Annotated in this window: 21 protein-coding genes; 6 read left to right on the top strand and 15 right to left on the bottom strand. The window is 62.9% G+C overall.

Going from position 1 to position 22,223, the window contains the following annotated elements; genetic code table 11:
• Positions 1 to 69 precede the first annotated feature (69 nt).
• The 5 genes from BLU35_RS29155 to speB form a co-directional block, all read right to left on the bottom strand.
• Entirely contained in the window at positions 70 to 1,149 is a 1,080-nt protein-coding gene (locus BLU35_RS29155) for an ABC transporter substrate-binding protein (protein WP_093235643.1), read from the bottom strand.
• A gap of 110 nt (positions 1,150 to 1,259) precedes the next feature.
• Entirely contained in the window at positions 1,260 to 1,907 is a 648-nt protein-coding gene (locus BLU35_RS29150; protein ID WP_058326475.1) for an amino acid ABC transporter permease, read from the bottom strand.
• The gene (locus tag BLU35_RS29145) at positions 1,904 to 2,572 is read right to left on the bottom strand and encodes an amino acid ABC transporter permease (protein ID WP_093235642.1); all 669 of its coding nucleotides are present in this window, start codon (positions 2,570 to 2,572) and stop codon (positions 1,904 to 1,906) included. The genes BLU35_RS29150 and BLU35_RS29145 overlap by 4 nt, the downstream gene beginning before the upstream one ends.
• A 61-nt stretch (positions 2,573 to 2,633) precedes the next feature.
• Positions 2,634 to 3,428: a transporter substrate-binding domain-containing protein gene (locus BLU35_RS29140; protein WP_057249002.1), complete on the bottom strand. Its 795-nt coding sequence runs from the start codon at positions 3,426 to 3,428 to the stop codon at positions 2,634 to 2,636.
• 86 nt (positions 3,429 to 3,514) lie between these two features.
• On the bottom strand, positions 3,515 to 4,576 hold the full coding sequence (gene speB / locus BLU35_RS29135) for an agmatinase (RefSeq protein WP_057249001.1): 1,062 nt from the start codon (positions 4,574 to 4,576) through the stop codon (positions 3,515 to 3,517).
• A 223-nt stretch (positions 4,577 to 4,799) separates the two neighbouring features.
• On the opposite strand from speB, the gene BLU35_RS29130 reads away from it, so the two are divergent.
• Together BLU35_RS29130 and BLU35_RS29125 are read left to right on the top strand one after the other, a co-directional pair.
• Positions 4,800 to 5,846 (top strand): LysR substrate-binding domain-containing protein, encoded by a 1,047-nt coding sequence (locus BLU35_RS29130; protein WP_093235653.1) that lies wholly within the window; start codon positions 4,800 to 4,802, stop codon positions 5,844 to 5,846.
• 81 nt (positions 5,847 to 5,927) lie between these two features.
• Positions 5,928 to 7,106 carry an aminotransferase gene (locus BLU35_RS29125; protein WP_093235641.1) on the top strand — a complete coding sequence of 393 codons (1,179 nt, stop codon included), beginning with the start codon at positions 5,928 to 5,930 and terminating at the stop codon, positions 7,104 to 7,106.
• Positions 7,107 to 7,130: 24 nt separating this feature from the next.
• On the opposite strand, the gene BLU35_RS29120 is transcribed toward BLU35_RS29125, so the two are convergent.
• The 7 genes from BLU35_RS29120 to BLU35_RS29090 all read right to left on the bottom strand — a co-directional run bounded on the left by BLU35_RS29120 (position 7,131) and on the right by BLU35_RS29090 (position 14,346).
• The gene (locus BLU35_RS29120; RefSeq protein WP_093235640.1) at positions 7,131 to 7,976 is read right to left on the bottom strand and encodes a DMT family transporter; all 846 of its coding nucleotides are present in this window, start codon (positions 7,974 to 7,976) and stop codon (positions 7,131 to 7,133) included.
• Between the two features lie 206 nt (positions 7,977 to 8,182).
• On the bottom strand, positions 8,183 to 9,616 hold the full coding sequence (locus BLU35_RS29115; protein WP_093235639.1) for an aldehyde dehydrogenase family protein: 1,434 nt from the start codon (positions 9,614 to 9,616) through the stop codon (positions 8,183 to 8,185).
• A 16-nt stretch (positions 9,617 to 9,632) separates the two neighbouring features.
• Complete coding sequence (locus BLU35_RS29110; RefSeq protein ID WP_093235638.1) at positions 9,633 to 10,367, bottom strand: MBL fold metallo-hydrolase; 735 nt, start codon at positions 10,365 to 10,367, stop codon at positions 9,633 to 9,635.
• 4 nt (positions 10,368 to 10,371) lie between these two features.
• Positions 10,372 to 11,472, bottom strand: coding sequence for an ABC transporter ATP-binding protein (locus tag BLU35_RS29105; RefSeq protein ID WP_093235637.1), 1,101 nt, complete (start codon positions 11,470 to 11,472; stop codon positions 10,372 to 10,374).
• Entirely contained in the window at positions 11,469 to 12,260 is a 792-nt protein-coding gene (locus tag BLU35_RS29100) for an ABC transporter permease (protein ID WP_093235635.1), read from the bottom strand. Before BLU35_RS29100 ends, BLU35_RS29105 begins: the two co-directional genes overlap by 4 nt.
• Before the next feature lie 2 nt (positions 12,261 to 12,262).
• A complete protein-coding gene (locus BLU35_RS29095) occupies positions 12,263 to 13,147 on the bottom strand; it encodes an ABC transporter permease (RefSeq protein ID WP_093235634.1) in 885 nt (294 codons plus the stop codon).
• Between the two features lie 104 nt (positions 13,148 to 13,251).
• Positions 13,252 to 14,346, bottom strand: coding sequence for an ABC transporter substrate-binding protein (locus tag BLU35_RS29090; RefSeq protein ID WP_057249122.1), 1,095 nt, complete (start codon positions 14,344 to 14,346; stop codon positions 13,252 to 13,254).
• 119 nt (positions 14,347 to 14,465) lie between these two features.
• Here BLU35_RS29090 and BLU35_RS29085 point away from each other — a divergent pair, with 119 nt between their 5' ends.
• The gene (locus BLU35_RS29085; protein WP_058326482.1) at positions 14,466 to 15,083 is read left to right on the top strand and encodes a TetR/AcrR family transcriptional regulator; all 618 of its coding nucleotides are present in this window, start codon (positions 14,466 to 14,468) and stop codon (positions 15,081 to 15,083) included.
• Positions 15,084 to 15,138: 55 nt separating this feature from the next.
• Entirely contained in the window at positions 15,139 to 15,531 is a 393-nt protein-coding gene (locus BLU35_RS29080) for a YybH family protein (RefSeq protein ID WP_058326483.1), read from the top strand.
• Positions 15,532 to 15,931: 400 nt separating this feature from the next.
• Here the strand turns inward: BLU35_RS29080 and BLU35_RS29070 are convergent, their stop codons facing one another.
• The 3 genes from BLU35_RS29070 to BLU35_RS29060 form a co-directional block, all read right to left on the bottom strand.
• Positions 15,932 to 16,846: a transglutaminase-like domain-containing protein gene (locus tag BLU35_RS29070; RefSeq protein WP_057248991.1), complete on the bottom strand. Its 915-nt coding sequence runs from the start codon at positions 16,844 to 16,846 to the stop codon at positions 15,932 to 15,934.
• Between the two features lie 396 nt (positions 16,847 to 17,242).
• Positions 17,243 to 18,556, bottom strand: coding sequence for an NAD(P)/FAD-dependent oxidoreductase (locus BLU35_RS29065; protein ID WP_057248990.1), 1,314 nt, complete (start codon positions 18,554 to 18,556; stop codon positions 17,243 to 17,245).
• Positions 18,553 to 19,920, bottom strand: a complete 1,368-nt coding sequence (locus BLU35_RS29060) for a glutamine synthetase family protein (protein ID WP_057248989.1) — start codon at positions 19,918 to 19,920, stop codon at positions 18,553 to 18,555. Before BLU35_RS29060 ends, BLU35_RS29065 begins: the two co-directional genes overlap by 4 nt.
• A gap of 119 nt (positions 19,921 to 20,039) precedes the next feature.
• On the opposite strand from BLU35_RS29060, the gene BLU35_RS29055 reads away from it, so the two are divergent.
• Together BLU35_RS29055 and BLU35_RS29050 are read left to right on the top strand one after the other, a co-directional pair.
• Positions 20,040 to 20,732 carry a GntR family transcriptional regulator gene (locus BLU35_RS29055; protein ID WP_093235629.1) on the top strand — a complete coding sequence of 231 codons (693 nt, stop codon included), beginning with the start codon at positions 20,040 to 20,042 and terminating at the stop codon, positions 20,730 to 20,732.
• A 326-nt stretch (positions 20,733 to 21,058) separates the two neighbouring features.
• Positions 21,059 to 22,162, top strand: a complete 1,104-nt coding sequence (locus BLU35_RS29050; protein ID WP_093235628.1) for a M24 family metallopeptidase — start codon at positions 21,059 to 21,061, stop codon at positions 22,160 to 22,162.
• The last annotated feature ends 61 nt before the right edge of the window (positions 22,163 to 22,223 follow it).

Raw genomic sequence — 22,223 nt, 5'->3', positions numbered from 1 at the left:
GAGCGGCCGCAAGGCCTCTCCCCGTCGTTAGGTCGGTGGTTCTCCCCGATGACCGGGGAGCAGGCAGGATCAGCCGACGATCAGCTCGGTCCACTTCTGATTCAGCCAATCCGACTTCGTCTGGTAGAGATCGTAGCGCGGAACGATCGGCTCGATGTCGGACGAAACCGCTGCGAATTCCTTATCGGTGAGATCCGTGACTTCGCGCTTGACGGTCGGCGACGTCCCGACCTTACGCGACAGCGTCGCCTGGATCGAGGACTGGCACATATAGTCGATGAAGATATGGGCCTCTTCCGACTTCTGCGAGGCACGCGACAGCGCCCAGCAACCGGAATCCTGAATGCCGCCTTCCTTCGGGAAGGTCGAACGAACAGGATGGCCGTCGGCGGCGGCAAGGCCGGTCACGTCGTGATAGTACTGGCCCATCGGGATTTCGCCCGACTTCAGCGACTGTTCGAACTGCGCCTCGTCGCGATACCACAGGCGAACGTTCGGCTTCACTTCGGCAAGCTTGTCGAATGCCTTGAGCAAGCCTTCTTCCGTGTCGAGCGCGTTGGTGCCGCCCATGAAGGTCTTGGCCGTCACTTCGAGCAGGAACGAGTTGGAAACGAGCGCCAGAAGGCCGAGCTTGTCGGCATTCGCCGGATCCCAGAAGGCGGACCAGGAAGTCGGCGCTTCCTTGTAGACGTCGGTGTTGGTCACCAGCGTGATGTACCAGGAGACGGCGCCGATGCCGGCAATGCGGCCATCCGGGTATTTGTTGACAAAGCGATCGAGCAGGTCCGATGCGTTCTTGATCTTCGCCGTATCGATCGGCGTCCAGAGATCGGTCGATTGGCCTTTCAGCATTGCCACCTGCGACATCATCGAGACGTCGGCCGGCGCCTGGCCGGCGCGGGCGGCCTGTTCGAGCTGGACCAGCCAGGCTTCACCGGTCGGCTCGGCGATCGATTCGACCGCAATGCCCGTCGCCTTGGTGAATTCCGGGAAGATGTTCTTGTCGAACGAATCCTTGAAGTAGCCGCCGTAGACGCCGACCTTCAGCGACTTGTCCTGCGCCCTGAGGATCGACGGCATCGCCAGCATGGAGGCGCCGGCAAGACCGGCGCCAAGCAGCGTGCGGCGCTTGATGGGAGTGGTGATCATTCTCGTTCTCCTTTTTGTTTCGGCGTTGCCCGCCTCGTTCCCTGTTGTATTTGATTCCTTACATGTTTTCAGTCCGGGGCGCGATCAGGATCCGCCCCAAAATCCGTGGCCTAGTGCGCCGGCGCCCTCCGCTCGAGCATGCGCGCATATTGCGTCAGCGGATAACACAGCACGAAGAAGATCACCGCAACCAGCCCATAGACCGTGAAAGGTTCGAAGGTTGCATTATTGATCGCATTGGCGGCTCTGAGAAGCTCCTCGAAGCCAATGATCGAGGTGAGCGCCGTGCTCTTGATGAGCTGCACGAGGAAGCCGACCGCGGCCGGCCGGGTGATGGCAAACGCCTGCGGCAGGATGACGAGGCGCAGTTCCTGCAGGCGATGCAGCCCGAGGCTCGCTCCGGCATCCCATTGCCCGCGCGGCAGCGCTTCCACGCCGCCACGCCAGATCTCGGCGAGGTAGGCGCTGGCATAGAAAGTGAGCCCGAGTGCGGCTGCCGTCCAGGGTTCGATCCGGAAGCCCAGCATCGGCAAACCGAAGAACATCAGGAAGAGCTGCATCAGGAGCGGCGTGCCCTGGAAGAGCGCAATGTAGCCGGAGCCGAAACGGCGCAGCCACGGGCGTTCGGAAATGCGGGCCGCGAGGATCGCGAGCCCAACCGCGGCACCACCGGCGAAGGCGACGGCCGACAGCAGCACGGTCCAGCGGGTGGCGAATATCAGGTTGCGCAGGATGTCCCAGAAGGTGAATTCGATCATGACACGCCGGCTCCCAGCACACGCCGGCCGCCGGCAACGAAGAGCCGCCGGACGGCCATCGAGAGGGCGAGGTAAATCAGCGTGACGACGAAATAGGTCTCGAACGAGCGGAAGGTACGCGCCTGCAGGAGATCCGCTTCGTGCGCCAGTTCCCGCACCGCGATCTGCGAGACGACCGCCGATTCCAGCATCATGATGATGACCTGGCTGGTGAGCGCCGGGAAGATCACCTTCAGCGCCTGCGGCAGGATGATCTTGATGAAGACCTGTCGCGGTTTCAGCCCGAGCGCAAATGCCGCCTCGCTCTGCCCCTTCGGCACCGCATCGAGCCCGGCCCCGACGATCTCGGTCGTATAGGCGGCCATGTTGAGCGTCATCGCCACGATCGCCGCGACGATCGGGTCGAGGCGGATACCGAGGCTCGGCAGGCCGAAATAGATGAAGAACAACTGCACCAGAAACGGCGTGTTCCTGACGACTTCGACATAGACGGCCACGGCCTTGCGCAGCACGGCATAGTGGCTGCGGCGGGCGGCCGCGAAGAGAATGCTGATCAGGATGCCGAGCACCGTCGTGCAGGCGATCAGAAACACGGTCATAGCCGCGCCATGGGCGATTGCGCCCGCGGCGTCCTTGAGCCAACCGAAGCTGAGGCCGTAGCCCATCGTCGCAACCTTTCGAACAGGTCCGCGAGAAGCAGGGCTCCTCGCGGCCATCAGGCTCTAATTAGTCCTTGAGGTTGTCGGGGTTGAGCGGCGTCTTCAGCCAGGACTCGGAACTCGCGTTCAGCTTGCCATCGGCAAGCATCTTGGCGACCACGTCGTTGACCGCCTTCTTCAGGCCGTCTTCGTTCTTGTTGAGGCCGATATGCGACGGCGAAGTCAGAAGCTGGAACTTCTGCTCCGGCTTCAGCGCCTCCTGGCGCGCCAGCACCTGGGCGCCGACGTCGTTGCCGACGACCATCAGCTGGGCCTGGCCGGAGATGAAGGCCTGGATCACGGCATTGTAGTTGTCGAAGCGCTGAATGTCGGCGTTGGCGGGAGCCGCCTCGGTGAGCGAGGTGTCCTCGAGCGTGCCGCGGTTGACGGCAATGGTCTTCTCGGCAAGGTCTTCCTTACCGGCGACCTTGAGCTCGGCCGGACCGATGACGGCGATGTAGTAAGGTGCGTAGGCGGCGGCGAAGTCGATCACCTCGGCGCGTTCCTTGGAGAAGCCGACGCTCATCAGGATGTCAACGCGCTTGTCGTTGAGATAGGGAATGCGGTTCTGGCCGGTGACGCTGACGAGGTTGAGCTTGACGCCGAGGTCGTCGGCGATCTGCTGGGCGACATCGACGTCATAGCCCTTGATGCTCATGTCGGCGCTGGCCGAGGAGAAGGGCGGGAAGTCGGAGAAGATGCCGACATTGATCTGGCCGGCGGACTTGATATCGGCAAGCGCATCGGCCTTGGCGATGCCGGCGGCCGCACCGAGCATCAGGGCGGCAGCGAATGCTGTCTTCAGTTTTGCATGGATCGTCATGGTTATTCCCCTACCCGGAAGCTTTGTGATTGTGCAGTCTGGTGGTCGGCCGCCGTTTCCGGTCCGGCAGCCGACAAACGTTTGTGTCAGGCGGACTTGCCGGTAATGGCCGGGCTATAGACCATCAGGCTCAAAATCTCGAAGAGCACCTGCGCGCCGGCATGGGCCGTGTTGGTCGTCGAATCGTATTGCGGCGCCACTTCGACGACGTCGCCGCCGACGAGGTTGATGCCCTTGAGGCCGCGGATCAGTTCCAGTACCTCGCGGGTCGTGAGACCGCCCACTTCCGGTGTGCCGGTGCCCGGCGCAAAGCTCGGATCGAGGCTGTCGATGTCGAAGGAGAGATAGGTCGGGCCGTCGCCGACGATCTTCTTCGCCTTCTCGATGATCGCGGGAATGCCGAGGCCGGTCACTTCTTCGGCGTGGACGACGGTCATGCCGGACTCGTAGGAGAACTCCCAGAGATATTCGGCCGAGCCGCGGATACCGATCTGCACGACGCGGGTCGGATCGAGCACGCCGTCGAGCACGGCGTTGCGGAACGGACCGCCATGGTGGAACTTGGTAAGATCGTAGGCGCCGCCGGTGTCGCAATGGGCGTCGATGTGGATCATGCCGACCGGACGCTTCTTGCCGACCGCCTTCAGGATCGGATGGGTGATCGAATGGTCGCCGCCGACCGAGAGCGGAAGAACGCCGGCATCAACGATCTGGTTGATGCGCTTTTCGATATCCTCATGGCTGAGCTCCAGCCGGTAGCGGCTCTGGAACGGTACGTCACCGATATCGGCGACACGCAGTTCCTGCACCGGCGTGCAGCCGAGCACATGGTTATAGGGACCGATGCGCTCGATCGAACGTAGCGCCCGCGGTCCAAAGCGGGAGCCCGGGCGGTTGGTGACGCCGAGGTCCATGGGAATGCCGACGATCGCCACCTGAAGGTTGCCGAAATCCGGGTTTTCCGCATCGACCGGCATGTGCGGCGCGGTCAGGAAGGTCGGGATGCCGGAATAGGGAGCAAGGCGCGTGCCGCTCTTGTTGAAGATCTTGTCGGCAACCTTGCGGAAGGTGGGGTCGAACAGCTCGCCGCCATGGCTTTCGCCGTATTTCGCCTTCAGTTCGGCAAGCTTGTTGTCGTCCCAGGCCATCGGTTCAATCCTCCGTCATCCATAGCCCGAGGCATGCGCGCGAGGCGCCACAGAATTTTGTCTGCGGATGGGGCCGGCTCATCCGGCGCGATCATGTTCCCCAGGCTTTTTCGCCTTTGTTGACGATTATTAGGCGGCAATTCCCCTAGAAAATCAATTGACATTGTTATAGCGTTTCGTGTGAGAAAAATTCACATAACAGCAATTGCCGGAACCGCTCGATTTGTCCAGCCGCCTGCCGCCCTTGAACCCTTTGCGAGCCTTCGAAGCGACGGCGCGACGGGGCTCCGTATCGGCTGCCGCGCGTGAGCTGAACGTCACTCACGGTGCGATCAGCCACCAGATCCGCGCGCTTGAACTCTCGGTCAAGGCGGCCCTCTTTGAACGGGGCGGCAAGCGGCTGAAGCTGACGCCGCAGGGCGCGCTGCTCCTGCCGGCCGTCACCCATGCCTTTGCCGAGATCGCCGCGGCGACGGCGGCGATGACGCGTCCGACGACGAGCGGCGAACTGCGCATTACCTGCGTTCCCGCACTTCTCTCCTTCTGGCTGATCCCGCGGCTGCATCTCTTCACCGAACAGTATCCGGACGTGCGCCTGACGCTGATCGCTTCCAATGACGAGGCCTATCTGCATTCGCCCGATGTCGACGTCTGCCTGATCTATGGCGACGGCAACTGGTCGGGCGCGTGGGCGAAGCTTTGGAGTCGGCTGGAGCTTTTTCCGGTCGTGAGCCCGACACTGCTCAACATGCGGCCGCTGCGCTCCGTGCGGGATCTGCGCGACCACGTGATGCTGCATGGCGACGACGGCCGCGAGTGGAACACCTGGCTCGCCGCAGCCGATGCCAGTGACCTGCAGCGCGGGCGGCAGCATTTCATGAGCGATGCGCGGCTCTCGACCGAAGCCGCGCTGCACAATCAGGGCGTGGCACTCGGCGACACCATCACCGCCGGCAGCCTGATCGCGCGCGGCGAACTGATCGCCCCCTTCGACCTGACCGTGCCTGCCAACGACGCCTTCTTCGTGGCCTGCCGCAACGAGGTGCTGGCGGCCCCGATCGTGCGCATCTTCATCGACTGGATGTTTTCGACGCTCGAAAGCGACCCTATGCCGGAGCTGCAGACTTCGGCCCGCACGATTATTCGCAGCCGGGCCTCGAAATTGGAGCCAGCAGATCGTAAATCGGGCAAGGACAGCTTTCAGCCGGTTTCGGCGCCGAGCCGCGCCCGCCGCGCCGATCGCCCGCAGAAACGTAAAGCCAAGGCCTGAGGCAGGATGAGGAAAAATGTACGCGGTTTTCCGCCCGCATCCTGCTTCAAACCATCGTGATCTAACGCAGGAACACCCGCCATGCCGCATTTCAACCCGCTCGTCGAAAAGCTCTCGCCGCCGCCCGTACCCTCGGTGTTGGCCTGGGCGAAGTCCTACGACGGCTCCCGTGGCCCGCTGATCGACCTGTCGCAGGCCGTGCCCGGCTATCCCGCCCATCCGGACATGTTGGCCTGGCTTGGCGAGGCTGCCGCCTCCACCGCCTATACCGGCTATGGCGCGATCGAAGGCGAAGCGGTGCTGCGCGAGGCCTATGCGGCTCATGTCGCCGGGCTCTATGGCGCGGCGGTGACGGCCGACAACATTCACATCACCTCGGGCTGCAACCAGGCCTTCATCTGCACGGCGATGGCGATTGCCGGCGCAGGCGATACGATCCTGATGACCAACCCCTATTACTTCAACCAGGAAACGACGCTTTCGATGCTCGGCATCAATGTCGAGCTCGTGCCCTGTGACGCCGGCGCTGGCTTCCTGCCCGAGGTCGACGCGATTACTGCAGCGCTTCGCCCCGGCATCCGGGCACTTGCGCTCGTCTCGCCCAACAACCCGACCGGCGCCGTCTATCCGCCGGAGCTGCTCGCCCGCATCCACGAGGCCTGCCGCGCCAAGGGTGTCTGGCTGATCCTCGACGAGACCTATCGCGACTTCCTGCCCGACGCGTCCGTCGCGCCGCACGGCCTGCTTTCGAGCGAAGGCTGGCAGGAGAGCTTCATCGGCCTCTACAGCTTCTCCAAGTCCTTCTGCATACCCGGCCATCGCCTCGGTGCCATCACCGCCGGCCCTGCTGTCATCGAGCCGGTGACGAAGATCATGGACAACCTGCAGATCTGCGCGCCGCGCTCGGCCCAGGCCGCCGTCGCCAAGGCCATCCCCGCGCTTGCCGACTGGCGCCAGGCCAACCGCGCCGAGATTGCCGCGCGCGCCGATGCGCTGCGCGATGTCATGAGCCGGTTGCCGAAATGGAAGCTGCAGGCGGTCGGCGCCTATTTCGCCTACGTCCGCCACCCCTTCCCCGATATCGACTCACAGTTCATTGCCGAGAAGCTCGCAAAGCTCGCCGGCGTCGTCTGCCTACCGGGCGATTATTTCGGCGAAGGCCAGGAGAACTACCTGCGCTTCGCCTTTGCCAATGCGGACGCAGAGACGATCCGCAAGCTCGAAGAGCGGCTGGCAAATTTCACACCGCCGGGCCTCTAAGAAGTCAGCAGAAAGCGCGCGGCGCTATCCGCGCCGCGCAATGAGGATCCCGACCAGCACGATCGCCCCACCGATCGCCTGCATCAGGCCGACCGGCTCGGCAAGCAGGATCCAGGCGAGGATTGCCGCCACAACCGGCTGCAACAGCAGGGTCAGCGAGGAAAAGGCGGGCGGTAGGTAGGCGAGCGCATAGGTGATCGCCACCTGCCCGCCGGCATGGCTGACGAAGGCAAGGCCGAACAGCATCGCCCAGCCGAAGGCCGTCGCCGGGAAAAGCGATGGCTCGAACAGTGCTGCCATCGGCAGCATGCAGACCGCTGCCGAGGCCGTGCTCCAGATCATGATGCGCACGGTGCTGAACAGGCTGCGCAGCCGGCCGATCGCCAGGATGTAGCCGGCATAGAACATCGCCGCGACGACGGCGATGCCGTCGCCGACGAGGTTGCCCTCGCCGAGCGCCATCGGGCCACCCTTGAGGGTCACCACCCCGGCAACGGCCGTCACGAGGCCGACTGCAAAGATGGTGCTGATGCGAGCCCGAAACAGAAGCCAGCTTGCGAGCGTCACGAAGACCGGCGCGAGGTTGGCAAGCAATGTGGCGTTGGCGACCGACGTCTTGGTCAGCGCGTAGTGCCAGGCCGCAAGATCGATCGCGAGAAACACGCCGGGCAGGATCAGCAGCGCATATTCCGAGAGCTTTTGCGGGCGCCGGTCGTTGGCGCCCTCACCGCGAAACCAGCTCCAGGCGAGCAGCGGGATCAGCGCCAGCGCCACCCGCCAGAAGGCGGTCGCCATCGGCCCCACTTCCGACAACCGCACGAAGATCGGCGAGCCACCGATCGCGGCACCGCCGATCAGGAGCGCGGCCATGGCAAGACGGTTGTGGGCTGAAGGGGATGCTTGGGTCACGGGAGACGTCCGGAGGGAGATGAGGGGCTGAGGCGGGAGGCCCGAGTGCTCGCAGCTATCAGATGCGCGCGGCCGGCGACAGCCCTTCTCCACCGAAGCCTGAAAGAAAAACGGCCGCCGCAGGATGCGACGGCCGATTTTCAATGCTTGGCGCTCTGCGTCGCGGCTCAGGCAGCGTCCGGAACGTGCACGGTCTTCACTTCGAGGAAGTCCTCAAGACCGAAGATGCCGCCCTCACGACCATTGCCCGACTGCTTGTAGCCGCCGAACGGGCTGCCATAGCGGTGCGGCCCGCCATTGATATGCACCATGCCGGCGCGAAGGCGGGCAGCGACGCGCTCGGCCCGCTTCGGGTCACCCGTCTGCACATAGGCCGCAAGACCGTAGTTGGTGTCGTTGGCAACGGCGATCGCTTCCTCCTCGGTGTCGAAGGGGATGATGGCGAGCACCGGCCCGAAGACTTCTTCGCGGGCAATGCGCATGTCGTTGTTGACGTCTACAAAGATCGTCGGCTTGACGAAGTAGCCGGTCTCGAAGCCCTCCGGCTTGCCGGCACCGCCGACGAGCAGACGCGCGCCCTCGGCAATGCCCGCCTCGATTAGCGCCTGCACCCGGCCGAACTGGACATGGCTGACGAGCGGGCCGATATGGCTGCCTTCCTGCGTCGGGTCACCTACCTTTGCCTCCCGGCCGACGCGCTTGGCGATCTCGACCACCTGGTCATAGACGCTGCGTTCCACCAGCATGCGGGTCGGCGCATCGCAGGACTGGCCGGAATTGTTGAAGCATTCGAGCACACTGCCGGTCACGCGATCTTCGAGATCGGCATCGGCAAAGACGATGTTCGGCGACTTGCCGCCAAGTTCCAGCGTCACGCGTTTGACGGTCTCGGCCGCATCCTTGCTGACGGCGATGCCCGCGCGGGTCGAGCCGGTGAACGACATCATGTCGATGTCGCGGTGCTTGGAAAGGGCAGCACCGGCATTGATACCGTCGCCGTTGACGAGGTTGAAGACGCCGGCGGGGAAGCCTGCCTCATCGATCATCTCGGCATAAAGCATGGCGTTGAGCGGCGTGAATTCGCTGGGCTTCAAGACGCAGGTCGAACCGGTCGCAAGCGCCGGCACCACCTTCAGCGCGATCTGGTTGATCGGCCAGTTCCAGGGCGTGATCAGGCCGCAGACGCCGATCGGCTCGCGCAGGATCACGTCGCCGTTCGGCAGCCGGTCGCGGCTCTTCAGCCGCTTCAGCGCGTCGATGAAACCCTGCAGGTGGCCGACGCCGACATCGGCCTGCTGCTCGCGGGTCATGGTCTTCGGCGCGCCGAGTTCCATGGTAATGGTGTCGACCATCTCGTCGTAGCGGCGCTTGTAGACGGCGAGCAGTTTTTCGAGCAGCGCCAGCCGTTCCTCGACGCTTGTCTGGCTATAGGTGACAAAGGCCTTCTTGGCGGCGGCCACCGCCCGGTCGATGTCCGCGGCCGTGCCCATAGAGATCACCGCAACGGGCTTTTCCGTCGCCGGGTTCAGGACCTCGAGGTCGTTTGCGACGATGGGATCGACCCAGGCGCCATTGATGTAGAATTTACGTTTGTCGAGCATTCGCTCCTCCTTCCCGTCAGTTTGTCTTTTGTTTTTCAGCAAGCCAGTCCCGGATCAGCGTTCGGTAACGCTCGCCGGAAAAGCTCGGAAAATGTCCGCCGTGAACGATACGCGCGGGTACCTTCAGCAGCCGTTCCATCGACGCCAGATAGTCGTCGGCATCGGAATGATAAGTGTCCTCGATCAGCGGCCCGTCGTAGAGGATGTCGCCGGAGAACATGACGCCGGTCTTCGCCTCGAAGAGCGCGATACCGCCTGGCGAATGGCCAGGCGTATGGATCACTTCGAAGACCCGATCGCCGAGATCGATATGATCGCCGTCTTCCAAAAGCCGCGTCGCCGGCGCCGCCTTCACCGCGTAGGTGGTGGAGGCATAGGGTTCGGGCGGCAGCGCGTCGAAGATCTCGTCGGCGACGTAAGGGTCGGCGAGCGTGTTCTTGCGCGTCGGATGGGCGAGAAGCCCGGCCTCGGCAACATGCACGCAACGGCAATCGAACTCATGATGGCAGCCGATATGGTCGAAGTGGGTATGGCTGGCGACGGCGGTCAGCGGACGCTCGGTGACGAGTGGCACCCATTCCCTCAGCGACACCACGCCCATGCCGCTATCGACCAGCATGTCACGGTCGCGGCCGCGCACGTGCCAGATGTTGCAGCGATAGAATTCCTGGATATAGGGCTCGTCGATGGCGGTGACGTCGTCGTCGAGCCGCCGCACGCGATACCAGTCCTGAGGTGCAACTCTTCGCATCGTTTTACGCATGTCCACCAGTGGCGGGCAAAGCTACGACGTCGGCAGCGCGCACCGCAAGTGGCACGATCTCGCCTTCGCGCACGCTTGCCGATTGCGGCAGATGCGCCACCAGCGCCCTGGTATCCGTGGCGCAGGGCTGCAGATGGCAGCGATAATGGGTGCCGAAAAAGGCGCTGCCGGCGACCCGTGCCTCGCCGAGCGCCACGGTCGGTCCTTCCGCCCGGTCGTCGGCGCGGAAATGCTCCGGCCGGATGGTGAGCGTGATGCGGTCACCGGCCTTCGGCGATGATGCCGTGAAATTCTGAGCAGGCAGCGCCAGGCTGCCGAGCGCGGTCTCAACCCGGGCGGAGCTCGCATCCGCCGCCGCAACACGGCCGGAAACGAAGTTGACCTCGCCCATGAAGCCCGCGGAAAACAGCGAACGCGGCCGCATGTAGATCTCCGAGGGCGGGCCGAAATCCTCGATCCGTCCCTGGTTCATCACGACGATGCGGTCGGCGATCGCCATCGCCTCTTCCTGGTCGTGGGTAACATGCACGAAGGTGGTGCCGACCCGCTTCTGGATCGCCTTCAGTTCATCCTGCATCTGTCGGCGAAGTTTCAGGTCGAGCGCACCGAGCGGTTCGTCGAGCAGAAGCACGTCCGGATCGACCGCCAGCGCACGGGCAAGGGCCACGCGCTGACGCTGGCCGCCCGAGAGTTCATGCGGCCTTTTGCCGGCGGACGCCTTTAAGCCCACGAGGTCGAGGAAGCCCAGTGCCTTTTCGTCACGCTCGGCCTTGGCAAGGCCGCGCATTCTGAGGCCAAAGCCGACATTGTCGACGAGGCGCATATGCGGAAACAGCGCATAGTCCTGGAACATCGTCGTCGTCGGGCGCTTAGACGGCGCCACATAGGTCATGTCCTTGCCGGCGACGGTCACACGGCCAGCGCTTGGCGACTGGAACCCGCCGAGGATCGAGAGCAGCGTGGTCTTGCCGCAGCCCGACGGTCCAAGCAGGACGATGAACTCACCTGCCCGAATATCGAGCGAGACGTTGTCCAGTGCCGTGAAGGCGCCGAAGATCTTGCTGACGTTTTCGATCGTGACGGAAGCGGTCATTGTTTTTTCGTCCTTCCGAACAGGGAAAGCTCAAGGATGAGGAGCACGGCGACAGAGGCCAGGAACACCAGCGAACCGATGGCATTGGTCTTGGGGTTGAGACCCGAGCGCAGCATGCTCCAGATCTCGACAGGCAACGTCACGTCGAAGCGCGACAAGAGAAAGGCAATGATGAACTCGTCCCAGCTGAAGGTGACGGAGAGGAAGAAGGCGGCGAGGATCGACGGCATTAGCATCGGCGCCGTCACCAACGCCATCACCTTGAAATCGTTGGCGCCGAGGTCACGCGCCGCCCGCTCGATGTTGATGTGATGGTCGCCCATCGAGGCGTAGATGATGGCAAAGCAGAGCGGCAGGTTGATCACCACATGGCCGATCCCGACCGTCATCAGCGACAAGGGAACGTGCAGTGCATTGAGCACTGACAGCAGCCCAAGCGCGATGATCAGGTAGCTGACCGTCATCGGCGCGATCAGCAAGCCGCGCTGCAGGGCCGAGCCCGGCAGCTTGTAGCGCGCCAGCGCATAGGCCGCGAGGAAGCCGAGCAGCACCGAGATGACCGAGGAGGCAAGCGCCACGACCATTGAGTTGCCGAGCGCTGCCATCAGCTTGCGGTCGGCGAAAACCGCCTCGTACCACTGCAGCGAAAAGCCGTTGAAGGGCGGCACCGGCAGCCGGCCGTCCTGGAACGAAAAGAGCACCAGCACGGCAACCGGCAGGAAGATGAAGGCGTAGACGAGGACGAGATAGGTCCAGGACAGAACGCTTGCGGAGATCTTGCGCAACATCGTCAGGCCCTCTCGATCTTCAGCCAGCGGGCGCAGGCAACGTAGGCGACGGTGACGGCGAGCATCAGCACGATCGACAGCGCCGCGGCCATCGGGAAATCCGCCCTGCGCCCAAGCTGCAGCATGATGATCTGCGGCAGCACCAGCTCGTTGTTGCCGCCGAGGATCTGCGGCGTGACATAGTCGCCGATGCAAAGAACGAAGGTGAGGAAGGCACCGATCATGATCCCGGGCAGCGTCAAGGGCAGCACCACGTGCCAGAAGGTCTGGAAGGCATTGGCGCCAAGGTCGGCGGCCGCGCGGCGGTAGTTGGGCGACAGCTGGATCAGGTTGGAATAGATCGTCAGCGTCAGGAGCATGACGAAGAAATGCACGAAGCCGATGACCGTCGCCGTGCGGGTACTGGCAAGCTCCAGCGGCTCGGAGATCAGGCCTATGTTCATGAACAGCTGATTGATCACGCCGTTCTTCGACAGAACCAGCAGCCAGGAATAGGAGCGCACCACATAGGAGGTCCAGAACGGCAGGATCGCCAGGATCAACGCCATGCGCTGCAGCCGCTTCGGCACCCGCTCGGCGATGATCCAGGCGAGCGGATAGGCGAGCAGCACCGAGATCACCGTCACGATGACGGTGATCTCGAGCGAATTGACCAGCCCCTGGAACAGCGCGTTTTCGGAGAAGAAGCGCGCGTAGTTGTCAAAATTCCAGACGCGGACGAGATCCCGCCCTTCCCGCTTCCAGAGGCTCATCGCCGCCATGAAGGCGAAGGGCACGACAAAGAAGGCAATGGTCCAGAGCAGCGCCGGGGCAACAAAGCCCCAGGCCTTGCGCCGGTCGGCGTCTTCGAGCGCTGTCACTGATGTCAGGGTTCCGGCGTCTGCCATGGCTATCCCGGGGCTCAAGGGGTTGCGGGCATGGTTTGCCCCCGCGCGCCGCCAAAGCGGCGGTGATCAGGCGAACGCGATGCCGATCGCATCCGCCCTTGTCGTTACTGCTGCAGCATCTCCGTCCAGGCGTCCTGGAACTGCTGGTCGAGTTCGGCCGACGGGATCGGATAGAGCTGCGTCTTCTTCAGGTATTCGGCCTGCTCGCTGAAGCGCAGCGCCGTCTTCTGCTGGTCGTTCAGGAATTCACCCGCCTTGGCGTTGGCCGGCATCGCCCAGTAGCAGGACGAGGTCGCAAGCCGCGCCTGGCCTTCCGGACTCAAGATGTACTGCACGAATTTCAGCGCCAGATCCTGCTTGGTCGAATCCTTCATGACGCCGATCGATTGCGCCCAGCGCACCGCACCCTGCTCCGGAATGGTCCAGTCGAGGCTCGGCTTGTCGGCCGAGAGAACCGCGGTGATCCACTCGCCGCCGCCGACGAGAATGTCGACTTCACCGGTCGCAAGCGCCGTCTGCGAGGACACGACGTCGCTCACCTGTTTCGACACGGCGCGCATCGCCGCAAGCTTTTCCTTGATCGCCGGCATGTCCGCTTCGGTCAGCTCGGAGGTCTTCTTGCCGAGGCCAAGCCCGACGAGACCGATCATCGGCAGATAGTAGTCATAAAGCGCGATGCGGCCCTTGTACTTGTCCGACCAGATGACCGACAGGTCCTGCATGTCCTTCGGGTCGACCTTGGTCTTGTCGTAGGAAATCGTGTTGTAGCCGAACTTCTCGGTGACGGCGTAGGTCTTCCCGTCCTTGGTGTTGTTGGCCTCCATGCGGACTTCCGGGAAGATGTCGGCGGTCGGCAGCGCATCGGCAGGCATTTCGGCGAGAAGATCGAGATCGATGGCGCGGTGCACATCAACGCCGTCGATGACGAGCACGTCCCAGTCGCCGGGCTGCGATTGGTCGAGGATCGAGAGCCCTGCCCCGGTGCCCTCATAGACCTTGACGTTGACCTTGACGTCATTGGCCTTCTCGAACGGCTCGAGCAGCGCCGGATCGGTGTGGTCGCACCAGACGAGCGCATTGAGCTCTTCCTGGGCGAAGACGGGTGCAGGCGCTGCAACCGCCGACAGCGTGGTGATCGCGATTGCGGCGCTGGAGGAGAGAAAACGGCGCAGGGGCGCACCGTCACGAACTGACTGCATCATGCTGTTACCCTCATGGTTTTGACGCTCGTTTCGGCGTCTTCAAAAAAAGATTGAATGAATTCATTTTTTAAGTCAATCTCAATTTTGAACCAATTCATAATTCGGGGAAACATCAGATGACGGGACTGCGCGCACGGCAAAAAGCCGATCGGAACCGGCGGATTCTTGACGCCGCCGCCGTGCTCTTTCGCGAAGTCGGCTATGACAGCGCGCGCATCGAGGACATCGCCGAGCGCGCCGAGATCTCGGTCGGAACCTTCTACAATTACTATGAAAACAAGGGCGACATCCTGCTTGCCACCGTGTCGATGGAAGTCGAGGAAGTGCTCACTGCCGGCCGCTCGATCGTCGACAACCCGCCCGCCTCCGTCATGGGTGCCCTGGACACGCTGATCGGCGAATATTACGACCACTCGCTCATTTATCTCAGCAAGGAGATGTGGCGCACCGCAATGGCGATCGCCATCCAGCAGCCGGAGAGCCCGTTCAGCAAGCGCTACACGGAACTCGACCGCCGGCTCTGCGATCAGATCTCGACCCTGATCCTCAAGCTGAAGGCCAAGGGTGTCGTCGCGCTCGATATCGACGCCGAGGCGGTCGGCGAGATGTTCTTCAACAATCTCAATATGATGTTCACCGAGTTCGCCAAGCGGGAACCAATGACGCTCGACGACCTGAAGGCCCGCGTTTCCCGCCAGAACCGTCCGCTCGCGACACTGATCGCGGCCCGCTGACCATCACAAAAACACGACCGGAGCAAATCTGCGCCCGGATAAAAGAGGAAACACGATGCAGGATCTCGAACAGTCGGTGCTTTCCGCCGCCGACCGGCTGGTTGCCGCCTTCGCGCGGCACGACCGGACTTCCTACTTTTCGGCCTTCGCGCCGGATGCCACCTTCATCTTCCACACGCTGGACCGGCCGCTTCTGAGCCGTGCGGCTTATGAGGCGGAATGGTCGCTATGGGAGGAGCGGGACGGCTTTCGCGTTCGCAGCTGCCGGTCGAGCGAACGGCATGTCCAGGCGGTGGGTGACGTCGCGGTCTTCACGCACCGCGTCGAGACGGAACTGGAATTCAAAGGCGAACCGGCGACGGCGGACGAACGGGAAACGATCGTGTTCCGGCGGGCATCGTCAGGCGATTGGATCGCCGTGCACGAACATCTGTCTCGCCAAAGCTGAATCAAGAAAGATCAGAAAGCGCCCACGACGACGGCGCTGACGAAGGAGAATGCGGCCACGATTGCAATAGCGTGCGGGACCAGATGGACGAACGACCGGCGCTGGGGTGCTGATGCGTAAGCCGCGTATCGGGATTGGACCATCGGTCTCGAAGCGTTCATCGCGTCTCTCCGTCGTTCACTACAGCGCCGCGCGTCTTATCAGACGCGCAAAGGTCGCTGTAGCACTTTGAATTGCTGCATGTTTTTGTCCTTTAATCGGATCGATTAAAGGAAACATGCAGTAGCGGATCATCGTCCGCCTTCTCTCTTGTTCTCCTATATTATCGATTGAGTTTATAGATATTATTTTCCGCTAAATGCGCATGTCGTAAAAAATCGGTTCGGCGAAACCGCCGTCGTTAATGGCGATTGCGGTCGCGGTCCAGGAGGTGTTTCGACCAGGTTTCGCTGAACCACGGGGTCAGCAACGAAACATCGGAGCCGTGATGCGAGCGCGTAAGCGCACTGTCGGCCTCGACACAGGTCCAGACGGTGAAGGCGGTCAGTTCGTGTTTACCGAAAGTCTGGATCAGCGGAATGTCGGCCGCGTCACGGCCGCGAGCGACCGCAATCCGCCCTGCCCGTCGCTGATTGTTCTTGGCGTCGAACGTATGCCAGCGATCTCCAAGAAAGACTTCGAACCACGCGTTGAAATCCATCGGCGCCGGATGATCGCTCTTCGGGATGTCGGCCATGTAGCCGTTCACATAGCGCGCCGGCATGTTCATGCAGCGGCAGAAGGTGATCGCCAGATGCGCATAGTCGCGGCTGACGCCGACGCGATCCTCATGGGCTTCGAGCGCGGTGCGCATTGCCTGGGCATAGCCGTAGCTGAAGACCAGGCGCTCATGCACATAGTCGCAAATCGCCTGCACGCGCTGCCAACCGGCAGGCACATCTCCGAACAGTCGCCACGCGAGCGTACCGAGCCGATCCGTTTCGCAGTAACGGCTGGCCGCGAGATAGGGTAGCCAAGCGGCCGGCAGGTTTTCGACCGGCACAGCATCGGCCAGCGGATCGGAGGCGTCGAGCCTGCCGTCATCCTCAATCACCGCGTCATAGGAGAGCTTGAAGTCGCCTTCGGGCACGGTCATCCGGAAACATGTATTGCCATGCGGATCGGTGATCTCTTCCATCTTCACGATTGGCATGGAAACCGGCCCATGTTCGCGCCGAAGAGTTGCGCGCCGTTCCGGCACGACGGAAAGATAGGTCATCATCGGGGTCGGTTGCGGGCAACGAATGCCGATTTCATAGCCAAAGCGCACGAACATCTCGAGGCCTCCCAGGAAATCAATCGGGAGTCATATGCTCCCCGCCTGCCTTGCCCGCAGAAATGCGGGCCCTCCTTGGTATCCGTTTGCACGCGAGCACCGCTCCCACGGATTGGCCGCATGCCAAAGATGCAACGGGCCCTTCGAACGGGCGAACCAATGCGCTACAGCGCCGCGCGTCTTATCGGACGCGCAAAGGTCGCTGTAGCACTTTTGATTTTCTGCATCCTCAAATCGGCGACGATTTGAGGAACCGTGCAGTAAGGGATTAATACTAGCGCATCAGCCGGCAAGGCGGAATTACACTCCGCGGGAAATCTGCCATTCGACTCGCGCGCAAGGGGCGTGGCCGGCTTTATGGCAAGCCACCCCATCACAGAGCATCGGCCTTTTGCCCTACAATCCGACCGCGTCCTTGAACTGGTACCACCAGGAACCGATCGTCGAATATTGCGCCCGGAACATGCGCCCGCCCGGGAAGGGATACCAGGGCAGCTTTTCGAAGACGTCGTAGCGCGTGGTGTCGCCATCGATCGCTTCGGCGAGTGTGCGGCCGAAGAGATGCGATCCGGTGACCCCATGGCCGCTGTAGCCGTGGGCGAAATAGGTGTTGGAGCCGATCCGGCCCATCTGCGGCACGCGCGTGAAGGAGAGCGCGAAATTGCCGCTCCACGCATAGTCGATCTTCACGCCCTTGAGCTCAGGGAACACCTTTTCAAGATTGGGCTTCAGCTTGGCGACCACATCGGCCGGATCGGTGCCACCATAGACGGTGCCGCCGCCGAAGATCATCCGCTTGTCGGCGGAAAGCCGGAAGTAGTCGAGAATATAGCGCACGTCCTCGACGCACATGTCGCTCGGGATCAGCGAATGGGCGAGCTCTTCGCCGAGCGGCGCCGTCGTGATCATCTGCGTCGAAACAGGCATGACGCGCGAAACGAGCTTCGGCACCGCGTCGCCGAGATAGGCATTGCCGCAAAGCACGACAATACGTGCCGAAACCTCGCCGCCTTCGGTATAGACGGTCGGCCGCGCCGCCTCGTGGTCGACGCGCGTCACGGGCGACTGTTCGTAGATCGTGCCACCGATGCTTTCGAGCGCGCGCGCCTCGCCGAGCACGAGATTGAGCGGATGCATGTGCCCACCGGTCGTGTCGAGCATGCCGCCGCAATAGGCATCCGACGTGACGAGCTTGCGAAGCGCGTCACGATCGAGAAGCTGGTGATCGTCCATGCCGTATTTGCGCCAGAGCGCCTGCTTGGCTTCGAGTTCCTTCATATGCGCCGGCGTATAGGCGGCATAGATGTTGCCCGGCTTCAGGTCGCAGTCGATCTGATACTGGCTGACGAGACGACGGATGATCTTGCCGCCTTCCTGCACCAGCCCGCCGATGAAGCGCGCGGCATCGTCGCCGTAGCGGCGCTGGATCGTCGATAGGCTGGCGTTGAGGCCGTTGACCACCTGGCCGCCGTTGCGGCCGGATGCGCCCCAACCGACCTGGGCGCCCTCGACGACGACGACCTTGTAGCCTTTTTCCGCAAGGTGGATCGCCGTCGACAGGCCGGAGTAACCGGCACCGACAACGCACACGTCGGTCTCGACGCGGCCCTGAAGCCGGACCGGCGTGCGGATGATGTTGCGGGATGCGGCGTAGTAGCTGGTCGGGTAGCTGCCGTCGCCGGCATAGGAGTTCTGTTTCGTGACCATCAGACAATTTCCAGATAGGCGCTGAATTCGTAATCCGTGACCTGCTCGGCAAAGCCTGCAATCTCCTGGCGTTTGCACGCGATCAGCATCGAGCGCAGCACGGGATCGAAAATTTCGGCGGCAATCGGTCCTGCCTCGAAGCTATCGACCGCTTGCCCCCATTCCGAGGGAATTTTGGGCAGTTTCTCCGCTGCATAGGCCCGACCCGAAACAGGCGCCGGCGGCTTCCACTTGTTGCGGATGCCGACCAAGGCAGCGCCGAGGATCGCGGCGATGACGAGATAGGGATTGGCGTCGGCGCCGGCGACGCGATGCTCGATGCGGCGCGCGGCCGGATTGCCGCCTGGAATGCGGATTGCCGAGGTGCGGTTCTCATAGCCCCAGCAGACGGCCGTCGGCGCGTGCGTGTCCGGCCTCAAGCGGCGATAGGAGTTGAAATGCGGCGCAAACAGCAGCGTCGTCTCGGCCATGCCGCGCAAGAGGCCGGCAACGGCGTTCTTCAGCATTGGCGAACCTTCGTCGCTGCCGTCGTTGAAGACGTTGTTGCCCTCCTCGTCGAGCAGGCTGAAATGGATATGCATGCCGTTGCCCGACCGTGTGCCGTAGGGCTTGGCCATGAAGGTGGCGGCGAGGCCATGCTTGCGCGCGACACCCTTGACGATGCGCTTGAAGAAGATGGCGTCGTCGGCCGCCTTCAGCGGGTCGTCGGTGTGGAGTAGATTGATCTCGAACTGGCCGATGCCGTTCTCGGCGATCGCCGCATCCGCCGGCACGTTCTGCCGGGCACATTCCTTGTAGACGTCCGAGAAGAACTCGCCGAAATCGTCGAGCTCGTCGATCGACAGGATCGCATCGGAATCGAGGCGCTTGCCGGTATAGGGCGAGATCGGCGGCACCGCGCTGTCGGGCTCCGGATCGATCAGGTAGAACTCCAGTTCGGTCGCAACGACGGGGCGAAGACCGAGTTCCTGATATTCGCGCACGACCGCCGCCAGCGCCTGGCGCGGATCGGCAAGAAACGGCTTGCCGTCCTCAAGCTGCAGCCAGAGCGGCACCAAGGCGCTCGGCCGGGAGGTCCAGTTGACCGGCAGCGCGCCGCGGCCGGTGACACCGCAGATACCGTCGCGGTCGCCGCTGGCGAACACCTGCTCGCTGTTGATGATATCCTCGCCCCAGACATCGACCCCGACAATCGAGAGCGGCATGCGGATGCCGCCGCCGAGCACCTTCGCCGCCTGCTCCACCGGCACGCGCTTGCCCCGCATGATGCCGTTGAGGTCGCAGACCACCGCCTGGATGCTTTCGATCGGCCCGTTCTGCTCGAGCCATGCCTTGAATGCGCTGGGGTCTTCCGCGTCGAGCGACATATCGCAAATCTCTTTTTGTGATCACATTTTGTGATAATTGACATAATTCAGGAATTGGAGTCAAGCATCGGCAATGGTATCAGGCGCATGAAGGACGCCAGGCAGAAGGATATGCGATCGTGAAACCCCTTGTTTTGCCGCCACTTGCCCGACCCGACGGCATGACCACGCATGACTATGCCTTCAACCGGCTGCGCCAGGCGATCATGGTCGGCGCCTTCCGCCCCGGCACATCCGTCACCATCCGCGGCCTTGCCGAAGCGCTCGAAAGCAGCCCGACGCCGGTACGCGAGGCGCTACGTCAGCTGACGTCGATCGGCGCGCTGCAATTCCTTGAGAACCGCCGTATCGTCGTGCCGCACATCACGCCCGCGCGTTTCGAGGAGCTGATCTTGCTCCGTATCGCGCTCGAAAGCCATGCCGCCCGCCGGGCTGTCGCCCATCTCTCCGAGCGCCAGATCGAGAAAATCACGGCAATCGATGACAGTATCGAGACGGAGATCCGCAAGGGGAACAAGGTGGCAGCGCTGATCGCCAACCAGGCGTTCCATCGGATGATCTACACGGCCAATCCGGATCCGGTCGCCATGCCGCTGATCGAAAGCGTGTGGCTGCAACTCGGGCCCATCCTCGGCATCGCCATGGAGCACGTCACCGAACTCTATGTCGTGGATCGGCACCGCGAGGCCATCGATGCCCTTAGGCGGCGTGACGAGGAGGCCGTTGCCGATGCGATCGCTGCCGACATCCGGGAGGGGATCGGCGGCTTCGACCAGCAGGCGGTCGCGCGCCTTCTGTGGCTGGCGGCCTGAGCCCACGGCAGGCCACGGCCTCATAAATTTTAGTGTGACTAAAATTCCGTATTGACAACGCTCAGGCACGGCACCAAAGTCGTGAAAATACAGATGCATAGCGACGGGAGGCGCGAGCCTTCCGGCCCAATGCCCGCGCATTCGAGGGGGAGGAGTCCGCTTGAAGAGCCAAAGATTTTCAGCCTGGGGCAACACCTGCGCCGGCCTATAGCATTCCCCAAAACCGCCACATCACGCCGGTCCGCCCGGCCACCCCATCCGCCCGTCGATGAGCGCTACAGCCGCGTGAATGGCGAGCGCATCCTCAAGCCAGAACTGGAAACACCATGAACGAACTCACCAAGAGCCGTTTTGCTGCGCTCCGCCGCAAGATGGCCGAAAGCAAAGTCGGCCTCGTCGCGCTCGCGCCCGGATCGCACATGGATTGGCTGATCGGCTACCATCCGCATCCGGACGAGCGCCCCTGCCTGCTTCTGATCGGCCCGGAAAAGGAAGCCTTCCTGATGCCGGCGCTCAACGCCGAGGGCACGCGCGAACACACCGACATCGCCTTCCACAACTGGGCTGATGACGTGGGCCCAACCGATGCTCTGACGTCTGCCCTCGCCGATGTCGGCGCGGCTGCACCTGGCTGCGTCGTGCTCGACGAGACCATGCGCGCCGATTTCGCCCTGCTGCTGATCGATGCGCTGCCGGAGGATACCGCGCGCGAATTCACCCCGGCAACGCTCGGCGCCCTGCGCATGCGCAAGGACAAGAGCGAATACGCGCTTTTGAAGATGAACGCCGGCATCGCCGACCGCGCCATGCAGGCGGCGTTTTCCAAGATCCGCCCGGGCATGACCGAGAAGGAACTGGCCGCCGAGATCCGCGGACACTTCTCCTCGGAAGGTGCGGCCCCGGCCTTCTGGATCGTCGGCGCCGGCGGCAATGGCGCCTTCCCGCACCACTCGGCGAGCGAGCGGGTGATCGAGGAAGGCGATGCCGTGGTCATCGATATCGGCGGCCGCAAGCAGGGTTTCCCGAGCGACATCACCCGCATGGCAATCGTCGGCCGCGCGCCTGAGGGATACGGCCAGATCCACACGATCGTGGAAAGGGCCGTGCAGGCAGCGTTGAAGGCCGCCCGTCCCGGCGTGCTCGCCAAGGATGTCGACGCGGCCGCCCGCAAGGTGATCAGCGATGCCGGCTACGGCGAATACTTCGTTCACCGCACCGGCCACGGCATGGGCATCGACGGCCATGAGCCGCCCTACATCACCGCCACTTCGGAAACCGTGCTGGAAGAAGGCATGGTCTTCTCGATCGAGCCCGGCATTTATCTGCCCGGCCGCTTCGGCATCCGGCTGGAAGACATCGTCATCCTGCGCGAGGACGGGCCGGAGGTTCTCTCTTCCCTTCCCCGCGACGTTCACGTCGCCAAGGCCTGATCAAACAAGATCTGATCAAAGTTGCGGCGCCTTCTGGCGCCGCTTCTCTTTGTCCGGTTCG

It is taken from the genome of Sinorhizobium sp. NFACC03, from assembly GCF_900103435.1.
Classification (GTDB): Bacteria; Pseudomonadota; Alphaproteobacteria; order Rhizobiales; family Rhizobiaceae; genus Ensifer.
The sequence above is the reverse complement of the archived record's forward strand: the minus strand, read 5'-3'. Positions and strand labels throughout refer to the sequence as shown.